The 16,894-nt window shown below is 69.0% G+C and carries 12 protein-coding genes; 4 read left to right on the top strand and 8 right to left on the bottom strand.

All coding sequences use genetic code 11. The annotated features are described in order from the left end of the window. Nucleotides 1–9: 9 nt before the first annotated feature. The 7 genes from BrevBR_RS04935 to BrevBR_RS04965 all read right to left on the bottom strand — a co-directional run bounded on the left by BrevBR_RS04935 (nt 10) and on the right by BrevBR_RS04965 (nt 9,268). Nucleotides 10–1,842, bottom strand: a complete 1,833-nt coding sequence (locus BrevBR_RS04935; protein ID WP_340000136.1) for a DUF885 domain-containing protein — start codon at nt 1,840–1,842, stop codon at nt 10–12. A gap of 93 nt (nt 1,843–1,935) precedes the next feature. Further along, entirely contained in the window at nt 1,936–3,771 is a 1,836-nt protein-coding gene (locus tag BrevBR_RS04940) for a DUF885 domain-containing protein (RefSeq protein WP_332639665.1), read from the bottom strand. 84 nt (nt 3,772–3,855) lie between these two features. Beyond that, nucleotides 3,856–5,910, bottom strand: a complete 2,055-nt coding sequence (cckA, locus tag BrevBR_RS04945) for a cell cycle histidine kinase CckA (RefSeq protein ID WP_332639666.1) — start codon at nt 5,908–5,910, stop codon at nt 3,856–3,858. Nucleotides 5,911–6,166: 256 nt separating this feature from the next. Next, nucleotides 6,167–7,258, bottom strand: a complete 1,092-nt coding sequence (locus BrevBR_RS04950; RefSeq protein ID WP_332639667.1) for a Glu/Leu/Phe/Val family dehydrogenase — start codon at nt 7,256–7,258, stop codon at nt 6,167–6,169. 87 nt (nt 7,259–7,345) lie between these two features. Beyond that, nucleotides 7,346–8,359 (bottom strand): alpha/beta fold hydrolase, encoded by a 1,014-nt coding sequence (locus BrevBR_RS04955; RefSeq protein ID WP_340000137.1) that lies wholly within the window; start codon nt 8,357–8,359, stop codon nt 7,346–7,348. Next, a complete protein-coding gene (locus BrevBR_RS04960; protein ID WP_340000138.1) occupies nt 8,356–8,964 on the bottom strand; it encodes a uracil-DNA glycosylase family protein in 609 nt (202 codons plus the stop codon). The genes BrevBR_RS04955 and BrevBR_RS04960 overlap by 4 nt, the downstream gene beginning before the upstream one ends. After that, on the bottom strand, nt 8,948–9,268 hold the full coding sequence (locus BrevBR_RS04965) for a DUF3253 domain-containing protein (RefSeq protein WP_340000139.1): 321 nt from the start codon (nt 9,266–9,268) through the stop codon (nt 8,948–8,950). Before BrevBR_RS04965 ends, BrevBR_RS04960 begins: the two co-directional genes overlap by 17 nt. Nucleotides 9,269–9,316: 48 nt before the next feature. On the opposite strand from BrevBR_RS04965, the gene BrevBR_RS04970 reads away from it, so the two are divergent. Beyond that, the gene (locus tag BrevBR_RS04970; RefSeq protein ID WP_332639671.1) at nt 9,317–9,754 is read left to right on the top strand and encodes a PaaI family thioesterase; all 438 of its coding nucleotides are present in this window, start codon (nt 9,317–9,319) and stop codon (nt 9,752–9,754) included. A 113-nt stretch (nt 9,755–9,867) separates the two neighbouring features. On the opposite strand, the gene BrevBR_RS04975 is transcribed toward BrevBR_RS04970, so the two are convergent. Beyond that, entirely contained in the window at nt 9,868–10,437 is a 570-nt protein-coding gene (locus BrevBR_RS04975; protein WP_332639672.1) for a TetR/AcrR family transcriptional regulator, read from the bottom strand. 148 nt (nt 10,438–10,585) lie between these two features. On the opposite strand from BrevBR_RS04975, the gene BrevBR_RS04980 reads away from it, so the two are divergent. The 3 genes from BrevBR_RS04980 to BrevBR_RS04990 are packed head-to-tail and all read left to right on the top strand — an operon-like array spanning nt 10,586 to nt 16,489. Next, entirely contained in the window at nt 10,586–11,788 is a 1,203-nt protein-coding gene (locus tag BrevBR_RS04980) for an efflux RND transporter periplasmic adaptor subunit (RefSeq protein ID WP_340000140.1), read from the top strand. Nucleotides 11,789–11,795: 7 nt separating this feature from the next. Continuing rightward, nucleotides 11,796–15,056: an efflux RND transporter permease subunit gene (locus BrevBR_RS04985; protein WP_340000141.1), complete on the top strand. Its 3,261-nt coding sequence runs from the start codon at nt 11,796–11,798 to the stop codon at nt 15,054–15,056. Beyond that, nucleotides 15,056–16,489: a TolC family protein gene (locus BrevBR_RS04990; protein ID WP_340000142.1), complete on the top strand. Its 1,434-nt coding sequence runs from the start codon at nt 15,056–15,058 to the stop codon at nt 16,487–16,489. Before BrevBR_RS04985 ends, BrevBR_RS04990 begins: the two co-directional genes overlap by 1 nt. Nucleotides 16,490–16,894 lie beyond the last annotated feature (405 nt).

Here is a 16,894-nt window from a genome sequence, read left to right on the forward strand (position 1 = left end):
CGTTTCAGGTCAGGCGCGCCGGGCGGCGATCCAGTCGGTCATGATCTTGTCCAGCACCGTCAACGGCACGCCGCCGGCGTTCATGCCTGCGTCGTGGAAGGCCCGTATGTCAAAACGGTCGCCGAGTGCGGCCTGGGCCTTGGCGCGCAGCTCGACCCATTTGTTGTGCCCGACCTTGTAGCTGGAGGCCTGACCCGGCCAGACGCAGTAGCGCTCGACCTCCGTGGTTACCGCGCTCTCGGCGTCGCCCAGCGTCTCGACCATGTAACGGATGGTCTGTTCGCGGCTCCAGCGCTTGTGATGCAGACCGGAATCCGCGACCAGCCGGGTGGCGCGGAACAACAGGGACTGCAGATAGCCGATCTGGCCGACAGGGTTGTCGGCATAGACCCCCATCTCATCGGCCAGCTGTTCGGAGTAGAGGGCCCATCCCTCGGAATAGGCCGAGAAGCCCAGCACCTTCATCAGCAACGGCCGGTCGGCCTGCTCCTGTTGCAGGGCGATCTGGTGGTGGTGGCCCGGAGAGGCCTCGTGATAGGTCAGGGTCGGCAGCTGCATGCGCGGCCATTCGGACGTGTCGCGCAGGTTGATGTAGTAGGCGCCGGGCCGCGAGCCGTCGAGCGCCGGCGAATTGTAGTAGCCGCCCGGCGCCCCCGCCTCGATGAAGGTCGGCACGCGGCGGATTTCGACCGGGGCCGACGGGATGCGCCCGAAATATTGCGGCAGGCGTTTTGCCATGTCGGCCATCTGGGCGTTGAGGTCCGCCAGAAGCTGTTCCTTGCCGGCGTCCGTGTTCGGGTAGAGCTGGGCCGGATCCTTGCCGAGGGCGGAGATGCGTTCGCCGACCGATCCCTGGGTCAGACCCTGGGCCTTCAGCAGCACGTCGGCGCGGGCCGACAGCTCCGCCACCTGCTGCAGGCCGAGATCGTGGATTTCCGCGCCCGACAGGGTCGAGGTGGTGTAGCTGCGGATGCCCCAGTCGTAATAGGCCTCGCCATCGGGCAGCCGCCAGACGCCGGCGTCATGGGTGGCCCCGGCGCGGCGCGCGCGCATGGCTTCGGCCTGACGGCGCAAGGCCGGATAGACCTCGCTTTCGACGATCCGCCGGGCGCGAGCCCCCCAGTCGCCGGCGACGTTCTTCTCACCCGTCCGTCGCACGACGGAGGTGGTCAGGACCGACTGTTCCGCGGGGGTCTCGTAGAGGTTGGCGAGCTGAAGCAGGGTCTTGTCGATGATGAAGTCCGGCGGCACGGCGCCAGCGGCGAAATCGGCCTGCATCCGCGCCGTTTCCTGATCCAGCGCCGTCGGGAAGGCGGCGACGCGGGCCAGATAGGCCTCGGCGTCCTCTGCGGTCTCGATCGCGTGCTGGGTGTCGAGGAAGTCGGGAAGGTTCTGGTAGGAGCCCGTCAGCTGGGAGATCGTATAGGGAGCCGGGCCGAACCCGCCCCCGCCATAGGGAAAGCGGTCGCCCATCATCTGGGTGTCGCCGAAGAAGGTCAGGGTGTCGTGGTAGACGCCTTCGGTCGCCGGCAGGGCGTTCCTCTCGATGCCCCTCAGCTCAGCCATCTGCCCTCTGAACACGGCCCGGTCGGCGTCGATCTTGGCCTGTGACCGGTCGTCGAGGCGGGACTTCATCGCAGCCATCGGACCCTTGTCCATGCCAAGCGACGTCAGGGTCTCGGGCGACTCCATGAGAAAGGTCTGGACGATCTTGTCCATCAGGGCGGTGAGCGCGGCGGAGGCCGAACCGGCCGCCGCCGGGGTCTGGGCCAGCGCCTGTCCGCAGGCGGCGAGACCGGCGCCGGCGGCGGCGGTGAACATAAGGCGGCGGCGATCGATCATGGCGACAGGCTCCTTTTGGCGCGAGGCGCCAAAGGATGGCGCCGGATAGTGATTGGCAAGAGAGCGATCCCGTAAGGCCGCATGACAGGCGGATCAGCCTGCCTGGACGCTCGCGGTCCAGTCCGCGACCAGGCGTTCAAGCACCTCGAGCGGTATGGCGCCCGCCGCCAGGGCGGTGTCGTGGAATCCCCGGATGTCGAAGCGACCGCCCAACGCAGCCTTCGCCCGGGTCCGGGTGCGATCCCAGACCGTGTGGCCGAGCTTGTAGCTGCACGCCTGCCCCGGCCACACGCAATAGCGTTCGACCTCGGTCGTCATGGTCGATTCCGCATCCCCGAGAGTCTCGACCATATAGCGGACCGCCTGTTCGCGGCTCCAGCGCTTGTGATGCAGGCCCGAATCCGCGACCAGCCGGGTGGCGCGGAACATGAACGACTGGAGATAACCCAGCTGGCCCAGGGGGTCCTCCGCATAGACGCCCATCTCGTCGGCCAGCTGTTCGGCGTAGAGCGCCCAGCCCTCGGTGTAGCCGGAGAACAGCGGCATCTTGCGCAGCATCGGAATGCCCTGGGCCTCGAGCGCGACGGCGATCTGGAAATGGTGGCCGGGCGATGCCTCATGGTAGGTCAGGGTCGGCAGGGTGAAGCGCGGCGTCTCGGCGGTGTCGCGCAGGTTGATGTAGTAGGCGCCCGGACGCGAACCATCCATGGCCGGCATCTGATAGCTGCCTCCCGGCGCGCCGGCCTCGATCTCGACCGGAACCCGTCGGATTTCGACCGAAGCCCTCGGCAGACGACCGAAGACCTCGGGCAGTCGCTGTTGCATCCGCGCCATCTGGCCGTTGAGGTCGGCGAGCAGCTGGGCCTTGCCCGCGTCGGTGTTGGGGTACAGTTGGTCGGGACGACGGGCGACAGCGGCGATGCGCTCGCCGACCGAGCCCTGAGTCAGACCCTGCGCCCTGAGAATCGCATCGGCGCGGGCGCTGAGTTCGGCGACCTGGGCCAGCCCGATCTCATGGATCTCGTCGCCGCTCATGTCTGTGGTGGTGTAGCTGAGCACGCCGTAGCGATAGTAGGCTTCGCCGTCCGGCAGGCGCCAGCAGCCGGCGTCCGAGGTAGCGCCCGGCAGGGCGGCGGAGATGACCTCGGCCTGACGCTGCAGGGCGGGATAGACGGCTTGGCGCACGATCGCCTCGGCGCGCGCGGCCCAGTCGCCGGCGACCCCGGCCTCGGCAGTCCGCCGCACCAGAGACTGTGTCAAGCCTGATCGGGCCGGATCGATTCCGAGGGTGGCGGCGAACTGCTCGCCCGTGCGTCGCAGGACGAAGTCCGGGGGCGTCGCTCCGGCTGCGAAATCGGCTCGCACCCGATCGGTCTCCACATCCAGCACCGCGGCGAAGGCCGAGAGCCGGGCGAGATAGGTCTCCGCGTCCTCCGCCGTGCGCACCTGATGTTGGGTGTCCAGGAACTGCGGGATGCCGGTGTAGCTGCCGGTCAACTGGCTGACGAGATAGGGGCTGGCGCCGCCGACGGGCGATTGGACGCCGTAGTTGAATCCGTCGGCCACTGCGGCGCCATCGAGAATGAAGCGGGTGGTGTCGTAATTGACCGCATCCATCCCCGTCAGCTCGGTCCGGTCGATGGTCCTCAACTCGGCGTCATAGCCGCGGAAGGCCGCGAACGAGCGGTCGACGAAGGCCAGGGAGCGGTCGTCGAGACGACTGCGAACCCCGGCGTTGGGGCCGGTGTCGAGGCCGAGCGAGGTCATGAACTCCGGCGACTCCGCCAGAAACTCCTGCATCATCCGATCGAGCAGGGCCGTGACCCGGGCGCCGCCGGAGGCCTGGGGCGACGCCGCGAGAGCAGGGCCGGCGACGGCCATGCCGAGACCGGCGGCGGAAGACAGCAGCAGGCGACGACGGTCCAGCATGGCGAGACTCCAGACGATGGGGCCGCCAATGGAAGACCTCGGGGCCGCGCTGGCAAGTTACCGATGGTTCAGCTTTCGACGGTCTCAGCCCGCATGGAGTTCCTGCTTCACCCGCTCCGCCAGCGTCTTGATGTCCAGCGGCTTGGGCAGGAAGGAGACCCCGACCTCGTCCTGGAGCAGGTCCGAGAAGTCGCTTTCGGCATAGCCCGAAATGAACAGCACCGGGGCGTCGCCCAGGAAGGGTCGCGCCTTCTTCAGCAGGGCGGGCCCGTCGAGGCCGGGCATGATGACGTCCGAGATCATCATGTCGATGGTCCCGGCGTGTTGCTCGGCCAGTTCCAGCGCCTGTTCGCCGTCCTCGGCCTCGATGACCTCATAGCCCCGCTGGCGCAGCAGGCGGGCGGCGATGCCGCGCACGGCGGCCTCGTCCTCGACGAACAGGATGCGGCCGGCGCCCGACAGGTCGCGTGGGGCCTTGGCCGCCTTCTCGATCACCGGGGTCTCGGCCAGATCCGCCTCGGCGGCCTCGGGCAGGAAGATGCGGAAGACGGCGCCGCCGCCGGCGGCGTTCGACACATTGATGTGGCCGCCAGCCTGCTCGACGATGCCGTAGACGGTGGCCAGACCCATGCCCGTGCCCTCGTTCACCGCCTTGGTGGTGAAGAAGGGTTCGAAGATCTTGTCGAGCAGCTCCGGAGGAACGCCCGGGCCGGTATCGGCCACCTCGATCAGGGCGACGGCGTCGGTGGCGGGATTGGCCCAGCCGAGCGCCCGGGCCTCGTCGGCGGACAGGCGGGCCGTGCGGATTGTGACCACGCCGGCGCCCGGTTCAACAACACCGCGCATGGCGTCGCGGGCGTTGACGGCCAGGTTCATCACCGCCGTCTCGAGCTGGCTCTTGTCGGCGAGGACCACCGGCAGGTCACGGCCGTAGTCGGTCTCCAGCCGCACGTCCTCGCGCAGCAGGCGGCGCAGCAGGACGGCGAATTCGCCGACCAGCTCGCCGAGATCGAGCCGCTCGCGGCGCACGGTCGACTTGCGCGAGAAGGCCAGCAGTTTGCGGACCAGATCGGCGGCGCGGATGGCGGTCTGGCGGATTTCGTTGAGGCCCTCGTACGACGGATCGCCGACGGGGTGCCGCTCCAGCAGGCCGCTGAGCTGCAGCTGGATCGCGGTGAGCAGGTTGTTGAAGTCGTGGGCCACGCCGCCGGCCAGCTGGCCCACGGCCTGCATCTTCTGGGCCTGCGAGAGCTGCAGCTCCATCGACTTCTGGGCCGAGACGTCGAACAGCCAGATGCGCCGCTTGTCGCCCTCGGGCGCGACATACAGGTGGAGCATCTTGTCGGGGAAGGCGCGGGCGATCAGTTCGATGGGGCCCGAAGAGCCGTCTTCCAGCCTGGCGCGGGCTTCGGTCACAAGACCGGGATCGAACAGATGGCCGAAGGCGGCGTCGCGGGCGGCGGCGGGGCCGGTCAGCACCGACAGGGCGGCGTTGGCCTCCTCGACCTTGCCGGCGAACAGGTCCTCGGCGGCGATGACGGCCGAGCCGAAGGGCGCGCCGGCGGCCATGGCGCGGCTCTCGACCGCGTTCGAAATGGTGGCGGGGCGGCCGGTCGCCGCGGCTCCCACGGGCAGGACGGCCTCAGGCGCGGCGCGGACGAGGAAACGGCCGTCCCCCGCGGCGCCGATCAGCACCTCCTGCTCGCGCTCGCCGATGACCACGATGGCGCGGCCCTGTTCGCCCGCCCGGGCCTGGGCGAAGGCCATGTAGAGGGCCGAGGCGGACCTGCCCTTGGGCAGGGCTGTGGTGGCGCCATTGGCCTCGGCCCAGGCGCCGTTGAAGGCCAGAACCTGGCCGGTGGCCCAGACCAGGGCGGCGGGCTCGGCCATGGCGTCCAGCAGGTCGACGGCGGCGTCGCTCATCGGCTGGCGGGACTCGCCGCGCATGAGGGAGAACAGGCCGATCAGGGCTACGGCCCCGACGGTGAAGAGCAGCACCAGCCCGGGCGCGCTCATCGGATCCGAGCGGAAGGCGGGCCAGGCCAGCGCGCCGACAGCGACGATCGAGCCCACCACCATCAGGATGAGCATCGGATCGAAGGCTCGGGCCAGCGGTGCGGTCCTGTGGGTTGCGGTCATGGCGCCTCGGCCCGAATCAAAGGGCGGTTCAGGCGATAGTGAGCCCTATGCCCCCGGGGTGCGAATCCGGCGCCGATGCAGGAAATGCCGCCTGCGCCGTTTTTTGTGTCCGGATAGTCCGGATGGTCCGGATAGCCCCGTTGGTCCATGAGGCAGGATAGGCGGCCGGTACGTCAAAACCGGACGTTGTGGGCTTGGGGAGGCTGACTTGTCACCGTGCATCCCGGCGAATGCCGGGATGCTCGGTAGAGGGTGTTTACGCCGCCTTGCGCTGCTCGGCCTTCTGATCGCGGGCGGCGTTGATGCGGGCCTCGGCGATGGCGTCGGCGATCTGGTGGGTCGGACGCTTTTCGGAGGCCGAGCGGTCCAGGACCTCCTCGAAGGTTTCCATCAGGCGCGACAGCTTGGTCTCGACCCAGGCCGGATCATAGGCGCCGCCGGCCTGACGGGCGCGCAGTTCCGAGGCCACATTGATGATGCCGCCGCCGTTGACGACATAGTCGGGGGCGTACAGCACGCCGCGCTCGAACAGCGTCTGGCCGATGTCGGGGGTGGCCAGCTGGTTGTTGGCCGCGCCGACCACGGCCTTGACCGTCAGGCGGTCGAGGGTCTGCGGGTTCAGCGTCGCGCCGAGGGCGCAGGGCGCATAGATGTCGGCCTTGACGTCATAGATGGCGTCGGGGGCGACCACCTCGGCGTTGGTGCGGGCGGCGACCTCGGCGAGCAGGGCCGTGTTCACGTCGGTCATGATCAGTTTGGCGCCGGCGGCGTACAGTTTGTCGGCCAGATAGCCGCCGACGTGGCCGATGCCCTGGACCGAGACGGTCAGGCCGGTCAGGTCGTCCTGGTTCCACACGCGTCGGGCAGCCAGCAAGGTCGAGCGGAACACGCCCTCGGCGGTGACGGGGCTCGGATCGCCCGAGGCTTCCGGACCGTCGTTCAGGCCCAGCACATAGGGGGTGACCTTGCGGGCTTCGGCGATGTCGGCGACCGACACGCCGACGTCCTCCGCCGCGTAATAGATGCCGCCCAGCGTATCGACGGCGCGGCCGAAGGCGCGGAACAGCTCGGGGGATTTCTGGGTCTTCGAGTCGCCGATGATCACCGACTTGCCGCCGCCCATCTCCAGATCCGCGACGGCGTTCTTGTAGCTCATGCCGCGCGACAGGCGCAGGACATCCTCGAGCGCTTCGGCGCTGGAGGCGTAGTTCCACATCCGGGTGCCGCCGACGGCCGGACCGCGTGCGGTTGAGTGAACAGCGATAATGGCGCGCAGACCGGTCTTTTCATCAAAGACAGCGTGGACGCCTTCGTGGTTCGCGAAGGACGGGGAATCAAACAGCGTCATGCTCACTTGAGCGTCTCCCGGGGTGTTTTTTTGTTGGGCGGGTGCTTACGCCCGGGGGCTTAACACCGCAAGCATGGCGGTTTCACGTCAGCGTGGGCGGGCCGTAGCTCCCAATGCAGGCAGAACCGGCCCCGCCCCCGACGGCAGGGGAGCGGCCGAATCCCTCAGCCAGGCCTCGACGTCGCGGTACACGGTCTCGGCCTGCAGGTCGCGGTTCAGGATGTGCCAGCCGTCGGGGTAGAAGCCGGTGCGCAGGTTCGCCCGGCTCCCCGCCCGCTCCAGCGCCCGGCGCATGGGCTCCTTCCGGATGACATTGTCATGGCCCCCGTAGAGCAGCAGGGTCGGGGCGCGGATGTCGCCCAGCCGGACCGAGGCGCTCTCCATCAGGTCGACCAGACCGTACAGGGCGTCGAACCGCGTCGGCAGGATGCTGTTGGGGTCGCGGCCGTTGCGGATCAGTTCCAGCCGGTTGTCCGACGCCGGCAAGTCCCTGACGGCCCATTCGGGCGCACCCACGGCGCGGTCGCCCATGGCGCGCGCCGCGATCCGCAGGCCGGCGGAATTGACCGGCCCCTGCGCCGACCAGCCCCAGACCGCCGGGGCCAGAAGGATGACGCGATCCGCCGCCGGGGGACGGGCCGAGCCGAAGGCGGCGATCGCGACGGCCCCGCCCATGCTTTCCCCGGCGACGGCGATCACCGCCCGCGGATGACGCGCCCGGGCGAGGTCGACGGCGGTGCGCATGTCCTGCGTCATCCGCGCCTCTCCGGCCCAGACGCCGCGGCCGGGGGCCGCGCCGAAGCCGCGCTGGTCGACGGCCCAGGTCTCGATGCCCCGTTCGGCCCACCATGGACCGGCGAGACGGAAGGAGGCGCGGCTGTCGTTCATGCCGTGCAGGGCGACGATGACGGCCCATGGCTCGCCGCGGTCCGGCGCCCAGCGCGCCAGCGGCAGACGGGCGCCGTCATCCATGACCAGCGCCCGGGCCTCCAGCGCGGGACCGGCGAAATCCGGCGGCGGAGTCATGGGGAGCTGGATGGCGGGCGTCGCGCAGGCCGCCAGGGTCAGGACGGCGGTCAGGACGGCCAGGGCGCGGATCATCGGGTCAGGATGCCACGCACCCGCTCCCGCAGGTAGGGGATGACCTCTTCCTCGAACCACGGGTTCTTCCGCAGCCATGCGGTATTGCGCCACGAGGGATGCGGCAGGGGCAGGATCGAGGGAGCGTAGTCGCGCCACGCCCGCACTGTTTCGGTCATGTTGACCTTCGCCCGGTCGCCCAGAGCCCATACCTGGGCGTAGCCGCCGACCAGCAGGGTCAGTTCCACATCCGGGAGTTCGCCCAGAAGTCGCGGCCGCCACAGCTCGGCGCAGCGGCGCGGGGGCGGATAGTCGCCGCCTTTGGGAGCCGTGCCGGGATAGCAGAAGGCCTGCGCCGCCACGCCCAGCCGGGGGTCGGCGTAGAAGGTTTCATAGTCGACGCCCAACCACTGGCGCAGACGGTCGCCGGACGGATCGGTGAACGGCAGACCGCTCTCGTGGACGCGCCGGCCGGGCGCCTGGCCGCAGATCAGCAGACGCGTCTCGGGAAAGACGCGCACCACCGGACGCGGCGTATGCGGAAGCTGCCCGAGGCAGGCCCGGCAGGCCCGGATATCGGAAAGGACGGCTTCGAGACCGTCCGCCGGATCAGGCGAAGTCGTCATCGTCCTCGACGACGGGCGGCAGGGCCGCCAGCGCCGCGGCGGTTTCGGCCTCGGTCGGCAGACGCAGGCGGATCACGCCCTTGAAGGCGTTGGGGTCGACCGGCTTGCCCTTCTTGGTGATGGTCAGTTTGCCCTGACGCATCAGGCCCAGCGCGCAGGCGCGGACCTTGGGCAGCATCCGCTGCCATTGCTCGGGCTGCAGTTCCTTCGCCACGTCGGACGGTTCGATGCTCTTGCCGCCGACGCCCTTGGGGTCGGCCTTCGCCAGTTTTTCGAAGATGGCGGTTTCGATGGGGTCGCTCATCACGCCTGTATGGTGCATTGCGGGAGCAAGAAGAAGGCGGAGTTTTCCATGGTCGAGAAAGTCACGGTTTCGGAGGGCGAGTTCGCCGGCTGGCAGATGTATGATCTGCACGGCACCTTCGATCAGGTGGTGGGGCCGTTCTACTTCAAGCCGGACCCTGACGGGCGGATGCGCTGCGCCTTTCGCGCCGAGCCCAAACACATGAACGCGGGCCACCGGATGCACGGCGGCTGCCTGATGACCTTCGCCGACATCTCCCTGTTCCAGACGGCCTATCAGGAGATGGAGGGGGCCTCGGGCGTGACGGTGTCGCTGGAGTCGACCTTCGTCGACGGCGCCTATGAGGGAGAGCTGGTGGAATCGACCGGCGAGGTGGTGCGGGCGGGCAAGAGCCTGATCTTCGTCCGCGGCCAGATCACCACGGGCGACAGGATCCTGATGACCTGGTCGGGCGTGATCCGGAAGTTCGAGAAGAGAGGTGGCTAGTGGCTAGTGGCTAGTGGCTAGTGATTGTAGCCCGTCTCGCGACGGAAGGGCGGCGCAGACCGTGCCGTCGTACAGGCTTCGGCCAGCCACCAGCCACTAGCCACCAGCCACTCTTATCCGTCGATCATGCCCTGCAGGGTCACGCCCATGCGGTGGGCCATGCGTTCGCATTGCTCGTGGCTGAAACCGAAGCCACCGGTTACCTCGCGGCTTACGGCCATGCCCATGATGAAGGCTGCGGCCAGTCTCGCGCTGACGGCGGGGTCGGAACCGCCCACCCATTCGGCGAACGGCCCGTAGAATCGGGCGTTGGCGCTGCGCTGGACGATTTCCATGGCCTTGGTCGAGGAAATGGACCGCAGCAGGATCAGCAGGCCCTTCAGCTTGCTCTCGCTCTTGGGCTCGAAGATCACCTCATGCGCCACCCGCCGGCCGAAGGTCGCACGGTCGCCGTTCATCAGCTCGCCGCCGTTGTCGCAGCTTTCCAGCACCACTTCGAACAGCTCTTCCTTGGAACCGAAATAGCGGGACACCAGGGCCGCATCGACGCCGACGTCGCCGGCGATGTCGCGCATGCCGACGTCGTCATAGCTTTCGCATGAAAAGCGTTCGCGGGCCGCGTTCAGGATGGCGGCGCGAGTCGCCTCGGCGTTTCTGGGCCGTGGCGCGACGTGGCAAAACAATTCGTGATCTCCGCAATAGCCCCAAAATGCATATGGCTTTGTCATCCGCCGTTGACAAGCGAAACCACGATCACCATTAAGTCACCGGGCGTTGACTACCGGCATCTTCCCCGTTGGCCGAGTCGACAAGACAGGGATCTACCTTTCGATGCGAACCGCGAAGATCGTGGCCGCGGCCGTCCTTATGACGACCGTGCTCTATGGCTGCTCACAAAGGAGCGAAGCCCAGGCCCCGCCTCCCCCGGCGGTGACTGTCGCCGTGCCGCTGGTGCGCGCGGTGCAGGACTGGGATGAATTCACCGGACGGTTCGAGGCGACCCAGTCTGTCGAGGTGCGCGCCCGCGTCGGCGGCTACATCTCCGGCGTCCATTTCCGCGACGGCGACTATGTGCGGCGCGGCCAGCTGCTGTTCACCCTCGATCCGCGCCCGGCGCAGGCAGCCCTCGCCTCGGCTCGCGCCCAGCTGGCCCAGGCCCAGGCCCAGATCAGCCTGGCCCAGAGCGAACTGACCCGGTCGGAAACCCTTCTGGCCTCCCAAGCGGTCTCGCAGGCCGAGGTCGACACCCGCCGCAGCAATCTGATGACCGCGCGGGCCGCTATCGCAGCCGCCAACGCCAATGTCCGCGCCCGTCAGCTGGACCTTGAGTTCACCCGCGTCACCGCCCCGATCTCGGGCCGCGTCTCGGACCGCCGCGTCGATGCCGGCAATCTGGTCGCGGGCGGGTCCTCGGCCGCCGACGTCCTGACCACCGTGGTCTCCAGCGCGCCGATCCATTTCGTCTTCGACGGCTCTGAAGCCGTGCTGCTGAAATACCAGCGACAGGCCCGCCAGGGCGCCGCGCCGATCCAGGTCCGGCTGCAGGACGAGACCGACTTCAACCGTTCGGGCACGCTCGATTTCACCGACAACGCCGTGGACACCGCCTCGGGCGTGATCCGGCTGCGGGCGCTGATCCCCAACGCCGACGGCTTCCTGAAGCCCGGCATGTTCGGTCAGGCCCGTCTGGCCGGGGCCGGAACCTACAACGCCATGCTGGTGCCCGACGCGAGCGTCGCCACCGATCAGGCCCGGCGCATCGTCTATGTGGTCGCCCGCGACGGCTCGGTGGCGCCGCGTCCGGTGCAACTGGGGCCGCTGGTTGACGGGCTGAGAGTGGTCCGCTCGGGCCTCGCCCCCACCGACCGCGTCATCATCAACGGCGTCCAGCGCATCCAGGCCCCGGGCATGAAGGTCCAGGCCAAACTCGGCCAGATCCGTCCGGCCGCGGCACAGGCCTCGCAGGCCCCCGTAACCACTGCGGCGCCCGCCTCCAGCGCCACCTTCGCCAACAGCCTGTCGTCGGTCGACTGATCCGGTCATGAACATCTCACGCTTCTTCATCGACCGGCCGATCTTCGCGGCCGTGATCTCGGTGTTCATCACCCTTCTGGGCGTCTTCGCCTATCCGCTGCTGCCGCTGTCGCAGTATCCGGAGATCGCGCCTCCGACGATCGCGGTCACCGCCGTCTATCCGGGCGCTTCGGCCGAAACCATGGCCGAGACCGTGGCCGCGCCGATCGAGCAGGAGGTCAACGGCGTCGAGCGAATGCTCTACATCTCGTCCTCCTCGACCTCGGACGGGGTGGCGACGATCACCGTCACCTTCGAACCGGGCACGGATCTGGATGCGGCGCAGGTGCTGGTCCAGAACCGCGTCGCCCTGGCCGAGCCCCGACTGCCCGAACCGGTGCGCCAGATCGGCGTGACGGTGAACAAGCAGCAGCAGGACTTCCTGCTCATCATCGGCCTGACCTCGCCCGACCGCAGCCTGGCCAACGACTATATCGGCAACTACGCCAACTCCGTTATCCGCGACCGGATGCTGCGCCTCGATGGCGTCGGCGCGGTGCAGGTGTTCGGCGGCGGCAACTATTCGATGCGGGTCTGGATCGACCCCGCCAAGGCCGCCGCGCGCAGCCTGACCGCCCAGGAGATCGTCGGCGCCCTGCGCGGACAGAACAGCTCCGCGGCCGCCGGGGCCATCGGCCAGCCGCCCTTCCCGACCAACGCCGCGGCCTTCCAGCTGCCGGTGCAGGTGCAGTCGCGCCTGAGCGATCCCGACCAGTTCGGCGACATCGTCATCAAGACCGATTCCCAAGGCCGTACGACCCGCGTCCGCGATGTGGCCCGGGTCGAACTTGGATCCCAGGACTACGGCATCCGGGGCTATTTCGACGGGCAGCCGGGCGTCGCCCTCGCCATCCAGCAACAGCCCGGCGCCAATGCGCTGGAAACCGCTGAACTGGTCCAGGCCGAGATCGCAGCCATTCGCGCCGAACTGCCCCAGGGCATGGCCATTTCGGTGCCCTACAACCCCACCGAATTCGTGGCCGAGTCCGTCGAGGCGGTGCAGCACACGGTATTCGAGGCCATGCTGCTGGTGGTGCTGGTGGTCATCGTCTTCCTGCAGACGTGGCGCGCGGCGATCATCCCGATCGTGGCCATCCCCGTCTCGCTGGTCGGCACCTTCGCCGTGCTTCTGGCGCTCGGCTATTCGATCAACTCGCTGTCGCTGTTCGGTCTGGTTCTGGCCATCGGCATCGTCGTCGATGACGCCATCGTGGTGGTCGAGAACGTCGAACGGTACATCCGCATGGGGCTGACGCCCAAGGAGGCCGCCTACCGGTCGATGAAGGAAGTGTCCGGGGCCCTGATCGCCATCGGACTGGTGCTGGTCGCCGTGTTCGTGCCGACGGCCTTCGTGCCCGGCATCCCCGGCATCTTCTATCAGCAGTTCGCCGTGACCATCGCCTCGGCCTCGGTCATCTCCCTGCTGGTGTCGCTGACCCTCTCGCCGGCCATGGCGGCCGTGCTGCTGAAGCCGCACGACCTGCATGGCGACCCCGTGCGCAAGCCGGGGATTCTGGGAACCGCGACCTACTATGGCGGCTGGGCCGGACGGCGCTTCAACGACGGCTTCGACTGGCTGTCGGACAAGTACGGCCGGCTGACCGCGCGTCTGGTGCGGACGGTGGGTCTGGTGCTGGCGATCTATGTCGGCCTGCTGGCCCTGACCGCCTGGCGGGTGGTCGACACCCCGACCGGCTTCATCCCGGATCAGGACCAGGGCTATCTGATCGGCGTCATTCAGCTGCCGCCCGGCTCGTCGCTGGAACGCACCGAGGCGGTGATGAGCCAGGCCCGGAACATCATCGAGAAGACCGAGGGCGTGGACGGCACGGTGGCCTTCGCCGGCCTCGACGGCACCAGCTTCTCGTTCGGCTCCAACGCCGCGACCATCTTCGTGCGTCTGGACGAGTTCGACCATCGCAACGCCGAGCAGTCGGCCGTCGCCCTGGCCGGAGCCATCACCGGCGCCACCTTCGGCATCGAGGACGCCAACATCTTCGTCATCGCCCCGCCCGCGGTTCAGGGTCTGGGCAATGGCAACGGCTTCCAGATGATGGTTCAGGACCGCGGCGGCGCCGGCTATCGCGGCCTCGAGGGCGCGACCTTCGCCATGATGGGCGCGGCGGCCCAGGCGCCGACGCAGGTGCAGCAGGTGTTCTCGACCTACAACACCGGTTCGCCCCGCGTTTCGGCCGACGTCGACCGTGACAAGGCCCTGATGATGGGGGTCCAGCCGGCCGATGTGTTCAACACGCTCGGCATCTATCTGGGCTCGTCCTACATCAACGACTTCAACTTCCTGGGCCGCACCTTCCGGGTGACGGCGCAGGCGGAGCCGGCCTCTCGCGACGACGTCGCCGACATCGCCAATCTGAAGACCCGCTCGGCCTCCGGCGCCATGGTGCCGATAGGCTCGGTGGCGACCCTGAGGGACGATTCCGGCCCGGCCCGCGTGGTGCGGTACAATCTGTTCCCGGCTTCCGAGCTTCAGGGACAGGCGGCGCCCGGCGTGTCGTCGGGACAGGCGCTGGCCGCCATGGAAGGCATCGCGGCGCAGGCCCTGCCCGCCGGCTTCTCCTACGAATGGACGGGGCTGGCCCTGCAGGAGAAATCGTCCTCGGGCGGAACCACCCTGGTCTTCCTGATGGCGGTGATCTTCGTCTTCCTGGTGCTGGCCGCCCAGTATGAGGCCTTCACGCTTCCGACCGCCGTGGTGCTGATCGTGCCGATGTGCGTGCTGGCGGCGATGATCGGCATCGGCATCCGCGGTTTGGACAACAACATCCTGGTCCAGATCGGGCTGGTGGTGCTGATCGCGCTGGCGGCGAAGAACGCGATCCTGATCGTGGAGTTCGCCAAACAGGCCGAGGAGGAAGAGGGGCTGAGCCGCTGGGATGCCGCCGTCAAGGCCGCGCGCATCCGTCTGCGTCCGATCCTGATGACCTCGTTCGCCTTCATCTTCGGCGTCGTGCCGCTGATGCTGGCGACGGGTCCGGGCGCCGAGATGCGTCAGTCGCTGGGCACCGCCGTCTTCTCCGGCATGCTGGGCGTGACCCTGTTCGGCCTGATCTTCACCCCGGTCTTCTATGTGGTCAGCCGCTGGGCGGCCTCGAAGATCCCGCAGTCGCCGAAGAAGGACCCTACCGTCCCGACCACCGACGGCTTCCCCGCTCACGACCAGCCCGCGTCCGAGGCTCTGCCCGCCGCGCCGCGCCTGGGAGACGCCTGATGATTGCCCAACCCTCTTCCCGGATCCTGACCGCAACTGCCTTCGCCTCGCTTGCGCTGGCGTCGTGCGCGGTCGGGCCGAGGGCGCCCGACGCTACCCTTCCCCCCTCGGCGTCGGGCGCCTTCGTGGGCGCCGCCACCCCCGCCGTGACCGCCGAGGCGGCGCGCGACGACTGGTGGCGGCTCTATGACGACCCCACCCTCGACGGCCTGATCCGCCAGGCCCTGACCGAGAACAACGAGCTGGAAGCCGCCGCGGCCAACCTGCGCCGCGTCCGCGCGGCCCTGGGCGAGGCGCGGGTCGGACGGCTGCCGTCCACCACCGTCGGCGCCACAGGCCAGTACGGCCGGGCCTCGGCCGCCACGGTTCCCGGCGGCAACGGCGGCCAGCCGCTGGACGAGGGCGAGACCTATGACGTCGGCCTCGACGTCGCCTATGAGATCGACCTGTTCGGCCGGGTCGGCAGCTCGATCCGCTCGGCCCGCGCCGACGCCGATGCCGCCGCGGCGGCGCTGGACGTGGTGCGGGTGTCGGTCGCGGCGGAAACGGCCCGCGCCTATGCCGACGCCTGTTCGGCCAACGCACAGATCGCGGTGGCCGAGCGGACCATCGAGCTGCAGTCGAACACCGCCGACCTGACCCAGCGTCTGCTGACCGCCGGTTCCGGCAACGGGCTCGACACGTCGCGCGCCCGCGCCGCTCTGGAGAGCACGCGCGCCTCGTTGCCGCCCCTGCGCGCCCAGCGCGACGGGGCCCTGTTCCGGCTGGCGACCCTGACCGGCCGCACGCCGGCCGAGGCGAGCGAGGCGGCCCGCACGTGCGCCCGCCCGCCCCAGCTGACCCGGGCCATCCCGATCGGCGACGGCGCCCAGCTGTTGGCGCGGCGCCCCGACGTACGCCGGGCCGAGCGCGATCTGGCCGCCGCCGCGGCGCGGGTGAACGTCGCCACCGCCGACCTGTATCCGCGCATCAGCCTGGGCGGTTCGGTGGGATCGACGGCGCTGGACGCCGGCGACCTGACCAACGACTCCAGCTTCCGCTTCAGCGTCGGGCCGCTGATCAGCTGGTCCTTCCCCAATGTCTTCGCCGCCCGCGCGCGGATCGAACAGGCGTCGGCGGGGGCGGACATCGCCCTGGCGAACTTCGATCAGACGGTGCTTGTCGCCCTGCAGGAAACCGAGACGGCGCTGGCCAACTACGCCAGCGAACTGGACCGGCGCTCGGCCCTGCAGGCGGCGCGGGATCAGGCCGCCAACGCCGCCCGCCTGTCGCGCCTGCGCTTCGACGCCGGGGCCGACAGCTTCCTGACGGTGCTCGACGCCGAGCGGACCCTGGCCTCGGCCGACGCCCAGCTGGCGGCGTCGGACGCGCTGGTCACCACCTACCAGATCGCCCTGTTCAAGGCGCTGGCCGGCGGCTGGAGCGAGGCCTGATCAGGCGACGGAGCGATCTGGGCCTCATCTCCTCCGGTGTCTCCGTGGAGTCGAGCGCGGCCACCGTATAGGCCGCGCGATCGCCGGACGCTGCCGGAACTCGAGCGTGCTGGGTACAGGCGGTCCGGCCGTTCTTACGTCGAGCCGGCGTTGATCGAGTCCGCGGGAGGACACGTGATCACTCACGGGTAAACGTCAGCAACGACGCGAAAAGAGACAGCGAGCCTGTGACGGGACAGAGTCGGGCCCGGCGGCTTCTCTCGCCGCCGGCCACTCGATGCGCGAGGTGCGGATTGCGCCATCCCCTTGAGACGGATCCGATTGATTTCGAGCCTCGATTGGCGGCGCGCGAGGAGAGATTTCGGATCCCCTCCCCTAGCGTCGGTCTTAAGTCGCCATTGTCGC

Origin of the sequence: Brevundimonas sp. BR2-1, from assembly GCF_037626195.1 — a bacterium.
In the GTDB taxonomy this organism is placed as follows: domain Bacteria; phylum Pseudomonadota; class Alphaproteobacteria; order Caulobacterales; family Caulobacteraceae; genus Brevundimonas.